19 protein-coding genes are annotated in these 15,182 nt (G+C 60.5%); 10 read left to right on the forward strand and 9 right to left on the reverse strand.

Going from position 1 to position 15,182, the window contains the following annotated elements:
• Window positions 1–78: 78 nt before the first annotated feature.
• From AC56QQ_RS26160 to ftsH, 3 genes are all read right to left on the reverse strand, one after another.
• The gene (locus AC56QQ_RS26160; RefSeq protein ID WP_497123923.1) at window positions 79–726 is read right to left on the reverse strand and encodes a BON domain-containing protein; all 648 of its coding nucleotides are present in this window, start codon (window positions 724–726) and stop codon (window positions 79–81) included.
• Between the two features lie 132 nt (window positions 727–858).
• A complete protein-coding gene (locus AC56QQ_RS26165; protein ID WP_489860128.1) occupies window positions 859–1,377 on the reverse strand; it encodes a pyridoxamine 5'-phosphate oxidase family protein in 519 nt (172 codons plus the stop codon).
• 52 nt (window positions 1,378–1,429) lie between these two features.
• A complete protein-coding gene (gene ftsH, locus AC56QQ_RS26170) occupies window positions 1,430–3,250 on the reverse strand; it encodes an ATP-dependent zinc metalloprotease FtsH (protein ID WP_497123924.1) in 1,821 nt (606 codons plus the stop codon).
• A 214-nt stretch (window positions 3,251–3,464) separates the two neighbouring features.
• Here ftsH and AC56QQ_RS26175 point away from each other — a divergent pair, with 214 nt between their 5' ends.
• Window positions 3,465–4,418: a hypothetical protein gene (locus AC56QQ_RS26175; RefSeq protein WP_497123925.1), complete on the forward strand. Its 954-nt coding sequence runs from the start codon at window positions 3,465–3,467 to the stop codon at window positions 4,416–4,418.
• Here the strand turns inward: AC56QQ_RS26175 and AC56QQ_RS26180 are convergent.
• Entirely contained in the window at window positions 4,363–5,460 is a 1,098-nt protein-coding gene (locus AC56QQ_RS26180; protein WP_497123926.1) for a ribose-phosphate diphosphokinase, read from the reverse strand. The two genes, AC56QQ_RS26175 and AC56QQ_RS26180, sit on opposite strands and share 56 nt — an antisense overlap.
• Here AC56QQ_RS26180 and AC56QQ_RS26185 point away from each other — a divergent pair.
• The 3 genes from AC56QQ_RS26185 to AC56QQ_RS26195 all read left to right on the forward strand — a co-directional run bounded on the left by AC56QQ_RS26185 (window position 5,459) and on the right by AC56QQ_RS26195 (window position 7,703).
• A complete protein-coding gene (locus AC56QQ_RS26185; RefSeq protein WP_497123927.1) occupies window positions 5,459–6,370 on the forward strand; it encodes a DNA-binding protein in 912 nt (303 codons plus the stop codon). The two genes, AC56QQ_RS26180 and AC56QQ_RS26185, sit on opposite strands and share 2 nt — an antisense overlap.
• Window positions 6,370–6,810, forward strand: coding sequence for a DUF3775 domain-containing protein (locus tag AC56QQ_RS26190; RefSeq protein WP_497123928.1), 441 nt, complete (start codon window positions 6,370–6,372; stop codon window positions 6,808–6,810). The genes AC56QQ_RS26185 and AC56QQ_RS26190 overlap by 1 nt, the downstream gene beginning before the upstream one ends.
• A gap of 353 nt (window positions 6,811–7,163) precedes the next feature.
• Window positions 7,164–7,703, forward strand: coding sequence for an Hsp20/alpha crystallin family protein (locus AC56QQ_RS26195; RefSeq protein WP_497123929.1), 540 nt, complete (start codon window positions 7,164–7,166; stop codon window positions 7,701–7,703).
• Between the two features lie 153 nt (window positions 7,704–7,856).
• Here AC56QQ_RS26195 and AC56QQ_RS26200 read toward each other — a convergent pair whose 3' ends face one another.
• The 3 genes from AC56QQ_RS26200 to AC56QQ_RS26210 all read right to left on the reverse strand — a co-directional run bounded on the left by AC56QQ_RS26200 (window position 7,857) and on the right by AC56QQ_RS26210 (window position 8,950).
• The gene (locus AC56QQ_RS26200; RefSeq protein ID WP_497123930.1) at window positions 7,857–8,054 is read right to left on the reverse strand and encodes a hypothetical protein; all 198 of its coding nucleotides are present in this window, start codon (window positions 8,052–8,054) and stop codon (window positions 7,857–7,859) included.
• Between the two features lie 203 nt (window positions 8,055–8,257).
• Window positions 8,258–8,638 (reverse strand): hypothetical protein, encoded by a 381-nt coding sequence (locus tag AC56QQ_RS26205; protein WP_497123931.1) that lies wholly within the window; start codon window positions 8,636–8,638, stop codon window positions 8,258–8,260.
• A gap of 141 nt (window positions 8,639–8,779) precedes the next feature.
• Complete coding sequence (locus AC56QQ_RS26210) at window positions 8,780–8,950, reverse strand: hypothetical protein (protein ID WP_489860120.1); 171 nt, start codon at window positions 8,948–8,950, stop codon at window positions 8,780–8,782.
• A gap of 350 nt (window positions 8,951–9,300) precedes the next feature.
• Between AC56QQ_RS26210 and AC56QQ_RS26215 the strand changes: the two genes are divergently transcribed.
• From AC56QQ_RS26215 to AC56QQ_RS26230, 4 genes are all read left to right on the forward strand, one after another.
• Window positions 9,301–9,858 carry a Spy/CpxP family protein refolding chaperone gene (locus AC56QQ_RS26215; RefSeq protein WP_497123932.1) on the forward strand — a complete coding sequence of 186 codons (558 nt, stop codon included), beginning with the start codon at window positions 9,301–9,303 and terminating at the stop codon, window positions 9,856–9,858.
• A gap of 61 nt (window positions 9,859–9,919) precedes the next feature.
• The gene (locus tag AC56QQ_RS26220) at window positions 9,920–10,708 is read left to right on the forward strand and encodes a hypothetical protein (protein WP_497123933.1); all 789 of its coding nucleotides are present in this window, start codon (window positions 9,920–9,922) and stop codon (window positions 10,706–10,708) included.
• A 68-nt stretch (window positions 10,709–10,776) separates the two neighbouring features.
• Window positions 10,777–11,202, forward strand: a complete 426-nt coding sequence (locus AC56QQ_RS26225) for a DUF2267 domain-containing protein (protein WP_256750085.1) — start codon at window positions 10,777–10,779, stop codon at window positions 11,200–11,202.
• Between the two features lie 3 nt (window positions 11,203–11,205).
• Window positions 11,206–11,901 (forward strand): phosphoribosyltransferase, encoded by a 696-nt coding sequence (locus tag AC56QQ_RS26230; RefSeq protein WP_497123934.1) that lies wholly within the window; start codon window positions 11,206–11,208, stop codon window positions 11,899–11,901.
• 169 nt (window positions 11,902–12,070) lie between these two features.
• Here the strand turns inward: AC56QQ_RS26230 and AC56QQ_RS26235 are convergent, their stop codons facing one another.
• Window positions 12,071–12,907: a universal stress protein gene (locus AC56QQ_RS26235; RefSeq protein WP_497123935.1), complete on the reverse strand. Its 837-nt coding sequence runs from the start codon at window positions 12,905–12,907 to the stop codon at window positions 12,071–12,073.
• Between the two features lie 228 nt (window positions 12,908–13,135).
• Here AC56QQ_RS26235 and AC56QQ_RS26240 point away from each other — a divergent pair, with 228 nt between their 5' ends.
• Window positions 13,136–13,471: a c-type cytochrome gene (locus AC56QQ_RS26240; protein WP_497100614.1), complete on the forward strand. Its 336-nt coding sequence runs from the start codon at window positions 13,136–13,138 to the stop codon at window positions 13,469–13,471.
• 34 nt (window positions 13,472–13,505) lie between these two features.
• Window positions 13,506–14,501 carry a metallophosphoesterase gene (locus AC56QQ_RS26245; protein ID WP_497123936.1) on the forward strand — a complete coding sequence of 332 codons (996 nt, stop codon included), beginning with the start codon at window positions 13,506–13,508 and terminating at the stop codon, window positions 14,499–14,501.
• On the opposite strand, the gene AC56QQ_RS26250 is transcribed toward AC56QQ_RS26245, so the two are convergent.
• Window positions 14,495–14,992: a CDP-archaeol synthase gene (locus AC56QQ_RS26250; protein WP_497123937.1), complete on the reverse strand. Its 498-nt coding sequence runs from the start codon at window positions 14,990–14,992 to the stop codon at window positions 14,495–14,497. The genes AC56QQ_RS26245 and AC56QQ_RS26250 overlap by 7 nt on opposite strands.
• Window positions 14,993–15,182 lie beyond the last annotated feature (190 nt).

Genomic DNA, 15,182 nt, shown 5'->3' on the forward strand with positions numbered 1-15,182 from the left:
GCGCCCTCTTCCTCCACGCGGCGCCCTGCATCGACGCGGCGGCAACTCACGGAAGCCGCCGCAGCCTTGCCGGCCTCATCAGACTATGGAAATCCGATCTTCCACCGCGCGGACGCCCGGCGAGGACCAGGCGGCACGCTCGGCTGCCTGGCGCTCGGACCACGCCCGGACCTTGCCTTCAAGGGTAACCTTGCCATCCAGAACCTTGACGCGGATCGTCTGTGCTTCGGTTTCCGCATCGCGCTTCAGGGCGTTCTCGATGCGCTTCTTGATGTCGGATACCGAGGCTCGTGGAGTGATTTCGATCTGATTGGCAACGCCGACGACGCCTGCCAGGCCGCGCACAGCCTCAGCCGCGGCATTCTTCTGGTACTGCCATTCGAGTTTCCCCGTCAGCGTGATCCATCCATCCTGTACCTTGACCTGCACCTTGTCCCTCGGGATGGAGACATTCCAGGTGATCGCATCGACCGCGCGCCTGGCGATCTCGTCGTCAGCGGTTCCTTTCAAGCCAACCAGCCGGACTTCGATTTCCTCGGCGAGGCCCTTCACACCCTTGACCCTCTTGACCACATTTTCGGCGGTTGTCTTTTCCCAATAGGAAGAAACATGCCCGGTCAGGGTGACGATGCCTTCTTCCACGGCCACCCCGATGTGGGCAGCGTCAATGCTCGGCTCGAATTCCAACTCATCGAGAATGTTCTGACGCAATGTTATATCCGTCATGGTCTGTCTCCTGTTTGTTGAGCGGGCTTTTTCACCCGCAGCGAAACAAAAAAGCACCCTTTGCGTCACTGCTCATTGATCCGGCTCAATGCCCGGTCAAATAGTCAGCTGGCTGGACGACTGGCGCGACCGTCACGAGGTCGCGGAAGTGCCTACAAGCCAATGGTGCCGCATGCTGTCCAGGGTCTCGGCGATGTCATCGGCCTCGATCTTGACGAGATCCGTGTGACCAAACCCCAGGGAATAGTCGAGTATAGAGATGATCGTGGGCCGAACCCTGAACAGTTTCACGGATGCGGCCTCACTGGGCTGGATAGCCGAAATCTGCGGGAAGCGCTGCACCATCATGCGGCCGATTTCCGTGAGTTCGGAAGGTAAGACGACCTCCGTAGCTGTCGCCGCCATCGACAGCCCCTTGATCTCCAGCCAGTCTTCATAGGGTGCGGTCATGGCGACCGAAACGCGCGGGTCGCGAGAGATATTCATAGCCTTCTGCGAGCCGGCTCCGCAGCCGAAATAGAGCAACAGACCGTCATGGACGAACGAAACCACCGTCGCCTGTGGCGCGCCGTCGGAGCGGGTCGTGGCAATCGTCATGTCCATGCAACGTGCCAGGATGGCGATCACCTTCTGCTGAAGCTTGTGTTTCATGACACTCTCCTCATTTGTTCTGGTGTGGCCGGCGTCTTGACCGGCGTCGCCTTCACGCCGCCGGGACCAGCACCGCGGTTCGCCGCAACGGCGCGAAGTCGTCAGGCGTCAGCGTTTCTTTCTCGAGCAGCAGCTTCGCACCGGCGCGCAGATCGGTGATCCGTTCGCGGAGCACATCCCCGGCACTGGCAAAGGCCTCGTCGATCATGCCTCGGACTGCCAGGTCGACCTCGCGCGCCGTGGCCTCCGAATAGTCCTTCTTGTTTGGCAGGCCAGGACCGTCACCTAGCCATTGCAGGCGCTGCTCTTCGAGGACTGCCTGTCCCACCGTCGGGTCCATGCCGAAGCGGGTGACACATTGCCGGGCAATATCCGTGACCTTGGCGAGGTCGTCGGCCGCCCCGGTCGAGACTTCGCCGAATATGACTTCCTCGGCCGCGCGGCCGCCCATGAGGACAACCATGCGGTCCTTCAGCTCACTGACCGTGATCAGAAACCGGTCCTCCGTCGGACGCTGCATGGTGAAACCGAGGGCACCGATCGAGCGCGGGATGATGGACACCTTATGCACCGGATCGGCGCTTCGCGTCGCGACCGCCACCAGGGCGTGCCCCATTTCGTGGAAGGCCACACGCTCACGCTCCTGCGGCTTCAGCAATCGGCTTTTGCGTTCCGACCCTGCGACGATCCGCTCGACCGCATTGGTGAAGTCGTCCATCGTCACCTTGTCGGCGCCACGCCGCGTGGCGATGATGGCCGCCTCGTTGACCAGATTGGCGAGATCGGCACCGGTGAAACCGGGCGTTATCGCGGCAATCTCGTCCGTGCCGACGCCAGGCGCGGTTGAGACGTTCTTGATGTGGACCTTGACGATCGCCTCCCTGCCCTTGCGGTCGGGCCGGTCCAGCACGACCTGCCGGTCGAAGCGCCCGGCGCGCAGCAGGGCTGGATCCAGGATTTCGGGCCGATTGGTGGCGGCAAGCAGCACGATACCAACACGCGGATCGAAACCGTCGAGTTCCGAGAGCAGCTGGTTCAATGTCTGCTCTTTCTCGTCACCGCCGCCATAACCCGCGAACGGACTGCGGGCACGGCCCAGCGCGTCGAGCTCATCGATGAAGATGATGCAAGGCGCGGCCTGCCGGGCCTGCTCGAATAGGTCACGTACCCTGGCCGCACCCACGCCGACGAACATCTCGACGAATTCCGAGCCAGAGATGGAGAAGAAGGGCACCCCCGCCTCTCCGGCGACGGCGCGCGCCATCAATGTCTTGCCGGTTCCAGGCGGCCCGACCAGCAGGATGCCCTTGGGAATCCGCGCGCCGAGGCGACCGTATTTGTCCTTGTCCTTGAGGAAGGAGACGATTTCCTGCAGCTCGGCCTTGGCTTCGTCGACGCCCGCCACGTCTTCGAAAGTCACACCTGTCTTGCGCTCCAGATAGACCTTCGCCTTCGACTTGCCGATATTGATCAGGCCGCCCATGCCTTGCCTGTCGGCGAACCCGCGGAAGAAGAACATCCAGATGCCGACGAAGATCAGCGCGGGCAATATCCAAGAGAGAACTGTCGTCAGCCAGTTGCTGTCGGAAGCGCCGGTGATCTTGACGCCGGCCTTCTCGAAAACCGCAACCGCCGCGGGGTCGACGCGATTGGCAAGGAACGTCTTCTTGCCATCCCGCGGCTCCTTGAACGCGCCCTCGATCATGGTCTCGGTCAGCGTGACGGACGCAACCTTGCCCTCCTCGGTGAGGCGGATCACGTCGCTGTAGGAAAGCTGGGCGGTGTCGCGATAGGCGAACCAGACCTGAAACAGCTCAATGATCAGGATGGCAGCGATGACGTAGCCTATATTGAAGGTGTGTTTGCGATCCATGACATCCAGCCGGAAATTGCATTCATCGGCAAAATGTCACGACCAGCGGGCGCGTCCTTGACGCGCATCAAAGTGCGGATCGCTGCTGGCCCGCATGGTACCGGCGATGATGGGGCACCGGCAAATTGCGGATCTGGCGGCGAAGGTGCGCTTTCTCAGCGATCCGGCGGCATACGGGAGCGGAACGACACATGTGGATGTCCGCGAGACGCATATGTCCTGGGTCTTCCTCACGGACGACCTGGTCTACAAGCTCAAGAAGCCGGTCAGGCATGCTTTCCTCGACTTCAGCACGATCAGGAAGCGGCACTTCTATTGTGGCGAGGAATTGCGGCTGAACGCCCGCCTTGCCGCCGAAACCTATCGGCGGGTCCTTCCACTTCGCCGTGACGCATCAGGCCGTTTGACCCTCGGCGGCGGCGGCCGCGCCGTCGACTGGCTGGTCGAAATGAAGCGTCTGCCGCAAGGCGACATGCTGGACGAGCGCATCGCCTGCGGTCGCTTGGACGCGGCGGATATCGATGAAGTCGCCAAGACGCTGGCGGAGTTTTATGCGCAACGCCGGGCGGAGATTGACGGCGGCGGCGCCTATCTGCGCCACCTCACAGGAGAGCAGCGCATCAACCGCGCCATCCTGCTGCGGCCCGAATTCGCGTTGGCGGATATCGTGTCCGGCGCCTTGGACATGGTGGACGGCTTGCTACAGCAATTGAGGCCGCGGATCGAAGCGCGCATCCTTCGCGGCGCGATCGTCGAAGGGCATGGCGACCTGCGCCCCGAACACGTCTGCCTTTGCCAGCCGCTCCAGATCATCGACTGCCTCGAGTTCAATCGGTCGATGCGCATCATCGATCCCTATGACGAAATCAACTATCTAGGCATGGAATGCGAGATGCTGGGCGCGCCCTGGATCCGGCCACTGCTGGTCAAGGCTCTGCAAAGCCGGCTGCCGGATAGCCCCGACGCCGAGCTGCTGGCGCTCTATGGCGGTTTCCGGGCATTGCTGAAGGCCCGTCTCGGGGTCGCGCATCTCCTCGAGACGCCAATCCGCCATCCGGAAAAATGGCGCCCGCAGGCGATCCGCTACATCAGGCAGGCGGAGCGCGAGATTTTCAGTCATCAATCCCGATCAGATCGGAAATCGAGCCCTGTGCGTGGAGACGCCTGATCGCCTTGCCGACCAGACTGCCGATCGGCAGAATGTCCAAGGGCGCTTGCGGGTAACGGGCTTTGGCGACTGCCGCCGAGTCCACGCTGTCCGTGACGATGATGCGGTCTATTGCCTGGCTGCCGAACAGCACATCGGCACCCTTGCCAAACAATCCGTGCGTGGCGATCGCATGAACAGCCCGCGCGCCGCGCTCACGACAGGCCAGGGCGGCGCGCAGAATCGTGCCACCCGTGCTGATCAGATCATCGATAATGAAAACGGCTTTGTCCGCGACGTCGCCTGCAAACAGTTCGCCGGAAACCACGTTCCGGCTGCGGCGCTTTTCCATGAAGCCGAACCCGATTTCTTTCCCGGTTTCCGCCTCCAGGGCCTCTTTGAGCAATTGCGCGCGCTTTACGCCGCCGCTGTCGGGCGAAAAAATGGTGATCGGCAGATCGCCAGCCAATTTGCCTATCAGCGCGGCAAAGAGCATCCGCGTGTCGAGATGGATGCTCTCGCACCGAAAGGCGTTCTGGAAAGCCGCGAAATTGTGGACGTCGAGCGTCACAATCCGGTCGGTACCCATTGCCTCGAAGAGTTGCGCGACATAGCGCGTGGTGACCGGGTCACGCGCCTTGGTCTGCCGGTCCTTGCGCGCATAGGCAAGATAGGGAACGACCGCTGTTACTCGCGCGGCGCCGTTCTCCTTGCATGTCGCCAGGAAAAACAGGAGCTTGCATAGTCTGTCGTTGGTGGACACGCCGCCACCTCCACCAAGGCTGTGCAGCACATAGACATCCCTGCCGCGCACGCTGACCAGCGGACGCGCCTTATGCTCGCCGTCCTCGAAATCTCGCTCTTCATGCGGATCAAGCTCGATCGAAAGCGCCCGCGCCGCGGCCGCGCCGAGTTGTTCCGAGCCTTTGAGTGCGAAGAAGCGCATGTTCTCTTCTATCCAGTTTCGAACACTAATGGATTGATGCGCGTCAAGGATGCGAGCCGTCGAATGGCCTAAGAGGGGCAATCGACAATTTTCAACCCCTGTACGGGGGAGAACCATGCCGGAGCCGCTACAGACCGCGAGACCCAACCCAGGCGTCAAGCCAATGACGCCGTTGGCGACGAAGCCGCTCCCCGAGAACATCGGGGTGGCAGCAAAATTCCGCGATTTTGCCGATCTCCTCGACAGCCAGGGCGCCGACGGTTTCCGTGCACGGGCCTACAGAAGGGCGGCGGATGTCGTCTCCAGGCTGGAACGGCCGGTGGGCGAGATCCTGGCAAGCGAGGGACGCGACGGTCTCATCGCCCTGCCGGCCATCGGAACGGGCCTGGCTGGCGCGATTGCCGAGATGGCTGCAACCGGGCGCTGGTCCCAACTGGAACGGCTGCGCGGCGAGATGGAGCCGGAGGCGCTGTTTCGGTCGATTCCGGGAATCGGACCACGATACGCGCACAGCCTCGCCGAGGACGGGCAACTCGAGACCCTCGAGGACCTCGAGAACGCGCTCCATAGCGGCGCGCTTCATATCAAGGGCATCGGTCACAGGCGCAAGGAGATGCTGGGGGCAGCCCTCGCCGAACGGCTCGGCAGGGCTCGACTGAGAACGACCCCTCAACCTCAACCCTTGCCGCCAGTGTCGATGCTGCTTGATGTCGATCGCATGTACCGCGAAAGGGCGGCAGCCGGAATGCTTCGCAAGATTGCGCCGAAGCGCTTCAATCCGAAAGGCGAGGCTTGGCTGCCGGTCCTGCATGCGCGACATGACAACTGGCATTTCACCGCGTTTTTCTCGAACACCAGGCTGGCGCACGAACTGGCAAAGACAAGCGACTGGGTCGTGATCTACTTCCAGGCCGAAGGCCAACCGGAGGGACGATGCACCGTCGTCACCGAAACAAGGGGGCCGATGGCAGGCAGGCGCGTCGTCCGGGGACGGGAAGACGAACAGCAACCGAAGGAACCGGTATGATGGAAAAAGCGGACAAGACTGGCGACGGCGAAACGGAACTTGAAGTTCCGCTCGAAACCGTATGCTTCATCATCATGAAGGCGCGCGAGCTCGATGCCAAGGATCCGGTCACCGAACCCAGCCCCGCCTCCAATCCGTCCGACGATCATTCCGCGGCGATACTCGAGGATCATGACGACGACCCGGTTCTCGAAGAATTGCAGTCGCTGATTTCCGATCTTTCCGTCGACGCACAAACCGACCTCGTCGCCCTGATGTGGCTGGGACGCGACGACCAGTCCGCAGACGAGTGGCAAAGTGTCCGCCAGCAGGCAGCTGACGAACACAATAAGCATACCGCCGACTATCTCTGTGGGACGCCGCTGCTTGCGGAGCATCTCGCCGATGGTCTTTCGACACTCGGCTACTCCTGCGTTGAATTTGAGCGTGAGCACTTTTAGTCATCGGGGCGCCCCGCACTGCGGCGTTTCGGTGTCGCCGCCGCGATCCCCGGTGGTCGCGCATCTCTATGGGGCTCCAGCAGAGGACATTTTCTGTCGCCATTGATCCCGATCAAGGAGCCTTCCCTTTGCAGCGGCTTTGATGCTGTCCTTGCCAGGCTGAGCCTGATTTGGCGACGCGGGCGCGATGAACCGCGGCAAAACCGCGGATTCGCGAAGCAATGGACCATTTCGGCGACGACATCTGGCAAGCGGGTCCGCTGACCTCCGGCTCTAGCGCCTCCTGGGAGACCTAAGGTGGAAGGGCGGAGGCGGCGGCACCTGCCGGTCAAACTCGTCAAAGGAGAAGAACCATGGTCGAAACTGCCACCAGACTACCCGTCAAGACAGAGAAGAACCCTGCGCCGGCGCCAGCCGGCAACTGGGCCACACCGTTCGAAAGCTTGCGTCGCGAAGTCGAACGCCTGTTCGACGACTTCCATCCTTTCGATTTTCGCCTGCCTTCGACGCGCTCCCTGTTCGGTCGTGAACTGCCGTCCCTACGCAATCCGGGCTGGCCGGTCGCGCCGGCCATGGATCTGGTCGAGAAGGACAAGGAGTACGAAATCACGGCCGAACTGCCGGGCATCGACGAAAAGAATGTCGAGATCAAACTCGCCAACCACATGCTGACCATCAAGGGCGAGAAGCGCGAGGAAAAAGAAGAGAAGGACAAGGACTACTATCTGTCCGAGCGCCGCTACGGCTCCTTCCAGCGTTCGTTCCAGCTGCCTGAAGGCGTCGACGCCGACAAGATCGAGGCGACCTTCGCCAAGGGCGTGCTGACGGTGAAGCTGCCCAAGACCGCTGAAGCCCAGAAGGCCGAGAAGAAGATCGCGGTCAAGCCTGCGTAACAGTCGTGACCGCTGATCACCCTCAGCGCGTCTGGTCGGCGCGCTGAGCCTCTTCAAGAGAAGACAGTTTGTCGAGCTGCGTCTATTGGGGGGCCAAGCCGGGCCGCGAAACGGGCAACGTTTCCACCTTGGGATGTGTCGCCGCGCGCCATATCAGCGCGATGGTTTGGCAATACTTGCTGGGCTGCCAGGTCGGCGGGACTGATCGCGTGCCTGGCTTTCGGCGATCTCGAGCTTCTTCTGCTCCAACGCCAGCAAGCCTTCGATGATACGCCGCTGTTCCGGATCGGTCTCGCGTGAGAGCAGATCCTGAAAATGGGCGATGTTGGCGCGAGCAATGAATCGGTCCATGACATCCCTCAACAAGGCATTCTACACCCAAGTCCCCGGCCGCCCCAAAACTATTTTTTGGTTCACGTCAATGCCCACTGGCGCCTGGGCTTTCCCACCCTCCCCCGCGCAACCCGTCGAGGCTATATCTGCCGCGGCTGTCTAGGGGGAATCCCATAAGGACCAAACCGGATTTCGCAATTTCAGATATTGCGCCATTGATCTCACAAGCAGAGGCAGATTGCCGTGTCGATCGTGGTGACATCAGCGTCATCATCGAGACCGTCTTTCCGTGCCTCCCCACCCCGAGCAGAAGGCACAATCAACATGCCGGGCCTGCGCAGCAGCGAGATCACGAAATGGCAAACCCTGCGGAACGTGGCGACCCAACAGCGGTAAACTCGAATGCTGATCGCCGTATTGCCGATCGCCGCCCGCAAGGCGTTCCCGTGCACGGCACGCGAGATGACCGGTCGTCGGATTTGACCTGCGTCAAGGATGATTTTGCCTTTCCGCCCCAAGGTGAAGTCATGTGGCACCCGGTATCGAACGCCCCCTTCGATCGAGATTTGGAATTGGCCGTCATAGACAAGGACGGTCCCCACGCACTCGTTTTTCCCTGCAGGCGTGTACTCACGGGCTGGATCAAATCGGCCACGAAGGAACGGCTTGATGTCTCACCCACTCATTGGCGAATATGGGAACCTGCCACCAAGGATGTCTAGCGGCGATATTGGCGCGTTCGTCTACTTATCGTTGTGCCCGCTTTTTCCCTTTTCAGTCGCCTCGATTTTTCTGAGCTTTTCCTCTTCCTTCGCGAGCAGATCAAGCAGTGTCTTCCGCTTGACCTCATCCTGCTCCTCGGCCAAGCGCTGCCGAAAATGCTCGATATTCAGGTGAGCGATCCGCTTATCCACTCATCACATAAGCAGCCGCAGCGGCTTCCCTGTTTGTCTGTGAACCAACATAGCACGGCCAAATTGCAGGTATCGCGACAAAATTCAGAGGTTGCCGCGGTTCGATATCTTCCAACCTGCCAGCGTGGGATCCCGCCAGCATGTGTCAGTTCCACCAAAGGCATGCTCCAGATGGCGCGGGACCCCTGGCAGCTTTGGAAACCACCCTCTCTCTACGAATGCTCCGAGCATCCGCACCCACAACGATGCCGTGCATATGGAGGCTGGCGCCCGTTGATGCAGGTCAATGCCGCCAACGTCACTGCGTGATTTACTTAGTATCTGGCAGTGCGCCCTGAAGGAGGTGCTCGATGTTCAATTTGCGCAATATTTTCGCCGCGGGCTTGATGCTGACCGTTGCAGCGATGCCTGTCGTGGCCGGGGCCGAAGACAAGGATTCCGGTTGGTGGCCCCGCTGGGGGATGGGCCGAATGATGATGGGTCAATGGGGCATGGCCGGCCCGATGGGCGGCTATGATTCAGACCAGATGCTCGATCGAATCGACGGACGCCTCGCATTCCTCAAAACCGAGTTGAAGATCACCGACGAGCAGGCGCCCTCCTGGAATGAGCTTGCCGGCGTTATCCGCAGCACGGCCGAGTCGCATAACGCGTTGATGCAGGACATGATCAAGCAATTCCAGGACGGTGAGTTCCTGAAGAAGCCCCTGCCCGAGCGACTGGCCTACCAACAGACCCATCTCGAAGCCCGTCTGGAGCAGGTGAAGACTGTCAGGGCAGCGGTCGAAAAACTATATGCAAAGCTGAGCGATGAGCAGAAGCAGGCCGCTGACGAGATTGTCCTGCCGATGATGGGCATGGGCATGGGGCGCTCGGGCGAGTTCGGTCCAGGAATGATGTTCAGATAGCCTCCATTGCAACCTGGTCGTGTAGTGCGCTGACCGAGCCGGATTCGGAGGAACTGAACGCATGTTCGTCGCGCATCGCCTTCTGACAGCTCTGCTTGGCATCGCCCAAGCCGGCTCGACGATCTTCCCGATGGGGATGGCCTACAGCAATTGGAGCGACGAGAGCGAAGAGGCCAAGGTTTGCGAGATCATCCTCGACCTCAGCAATCCGCCGTCGCGGGAAGTCGTCAAGTTCATCGCGCTTGCTGGTTACAACAAATTCGACGGGACGGTTCTGGCTGGCTTCCTCATGGCCGCAGCCGACCTCACAGCCAACAGCAAATATCAAATAGTGCGGATTTCAGACGCAGCATTCAGCGCCCGGACGTTCAGTTCGCTGGGCCATCTGGACTACGAAGCCTATGACGACGGTACGGTCATGGCGACGACACGAGATTCTCGCCTCGCCATGGCTTTCATCAACGCAGTTTTTTCTGGAACTTATGAGTTGCGTTTTGCCCGCCCGGACTCAGACACCGAATTGCGAACCTACAAAATTGCGTCCGCTCCAGGGGAACCCGTAGTCGGCAACTTCACGCACTGCCTGGATCACCTTGCCACCGAGTCCAACCGGCTTCGATCATGCGCATCGACAAAACGAAGCCCGCTGCCCGAGGGAGGGGGCAGCGGGCTCAGCCTCACGATGGGTCAGGGAGGACAGCCCCATCGCTCACCCATGTCAGGGGAGGACATGGGCAGACCACACGTAGGAATATCTTCTCATAAATCAAGGCAGGACTCGATTTTTGGGGATCGCCAGCCGTTCATTCCGACTGCTCGCCGTGCCCTCTCGCCTGGCACGCCAGGATGATTTGATCCTGCTCAATGTGAAGATTGCTCCGTACGCCAGAATAGCCAACAGATTGAAGGAGCGATCGCATGACTCACACTTCAATTACGGGATTTACTCACGCTGCCGAGCAGGCGCAGCAATGGGTGAACGAGTTGGCCCGAGACTTGGGCTGGAGCGAACAGAGCGCCTACCGCTTCCTGAAATCCGTCTTGCACACGTTGCGAGACTGGCTGTCGCCCGAGGAGATGGCCGACCTTTCCGCTCAACTGCCGACGCTCATCCGGGGTATATATTTCGAAGGCTGGAAGCCGGACACACCCGCGTGGGAACGGAAGAAGAGCGACTTCGTGATTTGTGTCAGGAACAGCTTCGGATATGAACCCGACGTCGATATCGACCAGGCGATCAAAGCGGTTTTCAAGATCCTCGACCGCAACATCTCGCATGGCGAAATCGTCCAGGTTCGGAACTCGATGAAGAAATCGCTGCGTCAGCTCTGGCCGATGGATTGACCGATGTTCCGCGATCGACAGGAGGCTGGGAAAAGACTTGGGGTCGAGGTCGGGAAACTGGATTTACATCAGCCGGTCGTCCTCGCCTTGCCGCGAGGGGGTGTCCCCGTCGCCGCGGAAGTGGCCAAAGCCCTGAACGCTCCACTCGATCTGATTATCGTGCGCAAGGTGGGTGCGCCGGGTAATCCCGAACTGGCGGTCGCAGCGATCGTCGACGGCAATCCACCGGACATCGTTCTGAACCGCGAGATCGTCGAGGCCTATGCGCTCGACGATGATGAACTTCGCGTCTTGATCGCGAAGGAGCGCCCGGAACTGGAACGGCGCCGGCTCGTCTATCGCGGCGAGCGCGCCCCTCTGTCGATCACCGGAAAGACGGCAATCATCGTGGATGACGGTGTCGCGACGGGGACAACGATGAAGGTTGCAATCCGTGCCCTTAAAAGGCGCTCACCTCGGGAGGTCGTTGTGGCAATCCCTGTGGCGCCGCCGGACACAGTGGCGGAGCTCGCCCAGGAGGCGGACTTGATCGTGTGCCTCAGCCAACCGGCGCGTTTCCACGCCCTCGGTTACCACTACCGCAGCTTCCCACAGCTTACCGATGACGAAGTCACGGACGCACTCGTCGAAGCCAGGCAAGAATACCGCGCTGGTCAGCGAACAACTCGGTCGCGGACGACCAAGCCCGGCGCGGCTTGAGCTCTCCTGGTCACTCTTGAGCAAGCATGACGATTGGTGGGAACCTGGTTCCTTGGGCCGAAGACGCCTTCGCTTGCAGACCACTCGACACATGCTTTCTTCCGGATTCCGATCGACGTTTCAGGTCGAAAAGCGAAAGAGCATAGTACCTAAAACTGGCGGCCGCGCTTCATCGCGCCATCAGGATCGGCAGCGATTGATCCTCAAGCATCGACTTGGTGACACCACCGAAAATCCGCTCGCGCAACCGCGAATGACCATAGGCGCCCATCACCATCAACTCGGCGCCGCTATCGACCGCATGCTGGCGAAGAACGTCAGCGACGGAATGGGTTGAACTCGGCAGTCGATCGACCGTGACCTTCACGCCATGCCGCGCCAGATAGGCGGCGGCATCGGCCCCCGGTTCCTGACCGTGGTGGTGTTCGTCCTCCACCGGATCGACCATGACGAGGCGCACTTCGTTGGCGCCCGTCAACATGTCGAGTGATTCACGAAGGGCGCGCGATGACTCGAGGCGGGCATCCCACGCAACCAGCACCCGCTTCGGCTTCAATGTCGGCCGCGTCCCCGGGGGAACGATCAGCAGCGGCTTTCCGGATGAAAACAAGGCGCCCTCGATCACCTTGCTCTTCAGCGTCTCGCCGGCGAGCAACTCCGGTCCGATCACCGTAATGTCGGCGTAGCGCGCGCGGCGACCAATTCGTTCATCAGCCCAGCCGACCTCCGGATATTCGCTGGAGACATCGGCCGAAAGCGCGCTCTTGGCGAGAAATGCCGACACGGCGGCGGCTCGCTTCTCCAAGAGCTTCTCATCGGCCTGCCGCTCCTTCAGCCAGTCTTCCGAGACGACCGCCGCATATTCTCCGACTGGCGGCGGCGCGGCGATGGCAACGACAAGAACAGCAAGATGGGCGCCGATTTCGTCGCAAAGGTCAGCAGCGAGTTTGAGATCGCCGTCACCCATATGCGGTCCCGTAACCGTAAGTATCGTCCTGAAAGCCATGGCGGCTGCTCCCGATCTTGTGTGAAATTCCATCGCAACGATAACCGGACGGTTCGGCATGCTCATTGCGCTGAATCAAAGATCTCGCCGTGGCCCAATTGATCCGGATCAACATGTGTGCGGGTTGACACGGTACGCTCAACCCATCAACCGGTGGATGCGCAGATGAGACTACCGATCGCACTAGCTCTCGCGACTATGGCCTGCCAAGCGTCCTTGGCGCAGGAAATGAGTTACGGCCAGGCAGAATATCTGAACTCCTGCGCCGTCTGTCACGGCGTCGATGGCAAGGGCGACGGACCCTTGCGCGACCTGCTGATCAAGCGTCCGGCAGACCTGACGCACCTTTCCGAACGCAATGGCGGGACGTTTCCCTATTCGAGGGTCTTCGCGACTATCGACGGCCGGTACGCCATACCAAGCCATGGCGGCCGCGAGATGCCGGTCTGGGGGCGCCACTTCCTTGAGGATGACGCAAAAACCTACGGTCCAAGTGGTGGTGAGGTGGTAACCACGGAACGCATCCACAACCTGACAGGGTATATCGAAACGCTGCAGCATTAGATTCAGGCAGCAAGATCGCCAAAATGACTTGCTTGTGCGATGGATTGGTACACCTCTGAGGTGCCAATCAACTTGGTTCGGGATGGCGATGACTGACATCAACCTCAGGTTGGACGCACGCCTTGGCCGGATCCATGCAAGGCAGCGTCTGGGCATAGAGGACGACCACGAAGCACAGATCTTCGGCCAGGGCTTGAACTTCTTTCACCTGGAGAATTGGTATTCGATCCATGCGGTGATCCGCAACGGGCTGCGCTTAACCGGGCTCTATGGATGCGGGTGCCGCAATGCCGAAAACGTCCAAGTCCGCGCCAACACCATCGTATCGGCAACCTTGCCACGCGGTTTCGAAGGATTCCGGATCCTGCACCTCAGCGATCTGCATACGGACATGAGCGGCACGGCCATGGATCGCGTCACCGAACTCGTCGCGGATCTCGATTATGACATTTGCGTGCTGACCGGCGATTTCCGTGCAAAGACATTCGGTCCCTTCGAAGCCGCCTTGGACGGCGTCGCCCGCGTACGCGCCTCTCTCAAGGGGCCGCTATACGGGGTGCTCGGCAACCACGATACAGTTCGAATGGTTCCAGCCCTGGAGGACATGGGCATTCGCATGCTGATGAACGAACTGGAGGTGATCGAGCGGGACGGAGAGCGCATCTATCTCGCTGGAATTGACGATGCGCATTTCTTCCGGGTCGACAATATTGAAAAGGCGGTTGCCGATGTGCCGTCCGATGCCTTTTCGATCCTGCTTTCGCATACTCCCGAGATTTATCGCCAGGCAGCTCACGCTGGATTCGACGTGCTGCTCGCAGGTCACACCCATGGCGGCCAGATCTGTCTGCCGGGAGGAATTCCGATCACCCTGGATTCGAAACTTCCACGGACCATGGGCGCCGGCGCCTGGATGTACCACGGCATGATGGGTTACACATCGGTTGGCGCCGGCTCGAGTGTCGTCGCGGTACGGCTGAACTGTCTTCCCGAGATCACACTCCACCATCTGGTCCGCGAGGATCAGTAGGGTCTGTCCCTGATGCGCAGCATGTAGAGAAGCCGGGAGACCACGAGTTCACCAATCCAGAACGCGCCGACACCGATCAGAATGTCCCAAACCGAAAATCCCACGAGGTTCTTGACCGCCAGGAAAGCCAATAGAGATTCCGGCACCTGATCGAGGCCTGGCGCCTCAGCACTCGGAGCCAGGCGCAAGCGACGTTTGATGAAGCTCGACAGCATGTCGCCGACCATGGCGGTAAAGCCGATGAGCGCTCCGATTGCAGCGTCGAGCCCCACAAGGGGGCCGCCTATCCCAGCTGCCATGATGGCGAGGACGAGACCGCGAAGGGTCTTTGACCGACCCAGGAGGGGCCGTCCGTCCCAGAACAGCCGACCACCATCGATCGGCCACGAGAGCCGCTCGCCAAGCATTTTCTTGGCGATGACAGGCACGCCGTTCGCGAGGGTCAGCAAGATGAGACACTGAACGATCGGCCAGAAATGAAGCTCAGTCATTGTGCTCTCGAAACGCAGGGGCCGGCGTCATTGCGGAAAATCGCGCGCCTGGCTGTGTGCACCTAGGCCGATCGGATAGCCTTCCTCCGGCAACCCCCCTTCTCTACCAGCTTTTCAAGCGGAGCACCGCTATGGCCGAATACAAAAGAAGCCAAACCGAACAGAAAGTCTCCCATCATCTGATTTGGCT

The sequence above is a fragment of the Mesorhizobium sp. RCAM 05099 genome, assembly GCF_059683685.1.

Excerpts from the sequence above, each read along its gene's own strand:
- AC56QQ_RS26230 (WP_497123934.1), top strand. The coding sequence starts at position 11,206 with ATGTTCCGCGATCGACAGGAGGCTGGGAAAAGACTTGGGGTCGAGGTC.
- AC56QQ_RS26250 (WP_497123937.1), bottom strand. The coding sequence starts at position 14,992 with ATGACTGAGCTTCATTTCTGGCCGATCGTTCAGTGTCTCATCTTGCTG.
- AC56QQ_RS26180 (WP_497123926.1), bottom strand. The coding sequence starts at position 5,460 with ATGGTTCTCCCCCGTACAGGGGTTGAAAATTGTCGATTGCCCCTCTTA.
- AC56QQ_RS26195 (WP_497123929.1), top strand. The coding sequence starts at position 7,164 with ATGGTCGAAACTGCCACCAGACTACCCGTCAAGACAGAGAAGAACCCT.
- AC56QQ_RS26220 (WP_497123933.1), top strand. The coding sequence starts at position 9,920 with ATGTTCGTCGCGCATCGCCTTCTGACAGCTCTGCTTGGCATCGCCCAA.
- AC56QQ_RS26215 (WP_497123932.1), top strand. The coding sequence starts at position 9,301 with ATGTTCAATTTGCGCAATATTTTCGCCGCGGGCTTGATGCTGACCGTT.
- AC56QQ_RS26185 (WP_497123927.1), top strand. The coding sequence starts at position 5,459 with ATGCCGGAGCCGCTACAGACCGCGAGACCCAACCCAGGCGTCAAGCCA.
- AC56QQ_RS26240 (WP_497100614.1), top strand. The coding sequence starts at position 13,136 with ATGAGTTACGGCCAGGCAGAATATCTGAACTCCTGCGCCGTCTGTCAC.
- AC56QQ_RS26200 (WP_497123930.1), bottom strand. The coding sequence starts at position 8,054 with ATGGACCGATTCATTGCTCGCGCCAACATCGCCCATTTTCAGGATCTG.
- AC56QQ_RS26175 (WP_497123925.1), top strand. The coding sequence starts at position 3,465 with ATGTCCTGGGTCTTCCTCACGGACGACCTGGTCTACAAGCTCAAGAAG.
- AC56QQ_RS26235 (WP_497123935.1), bottom strand. The coding sequence starts at position 12,907 with ATGGCTTTCAGGACGATACTTACGGTTACGGGACCGCATATGGGTGAC.
- ftsH (WP_497123924.1), bottom strand. The coding sequence starts at position 3,250 with ATGGATCGCAAACACACCTTCAATATAGGCTACGTCATCGCTGCCATC.
- AC56QQ_RS26165 (WP_489860128.1), bottom strand. The coding sequence starts at position 1,377 with ATGAAACACAAGCTTCAGCAGAAGGTGATCGCCATCCTGGCACGTTGC.
- AC56QQ_RS26225 (WP_256750085.1), top strand. The coding sequence starts at position 10,777 with ATGACTCACACTTCAATTACGGGATTTACTCACGCTGCCGAGCAGGCG.
- AC56QQ_RS26160 (WP_497123923.1), bottom strand. The coding sequence starts at position 726 with ATGACGGATATAACATTGCGTCAGAACATTCTCGATGAGTTGGAATTC.
- AC56QQ_RS26190 (WP_497123928.1), top strand. The coding sequence starts at position 6,370 with ATGGAAAAAGCGGACAAGACTGGCGACGGCGAAACGGAACTTGAAGTT.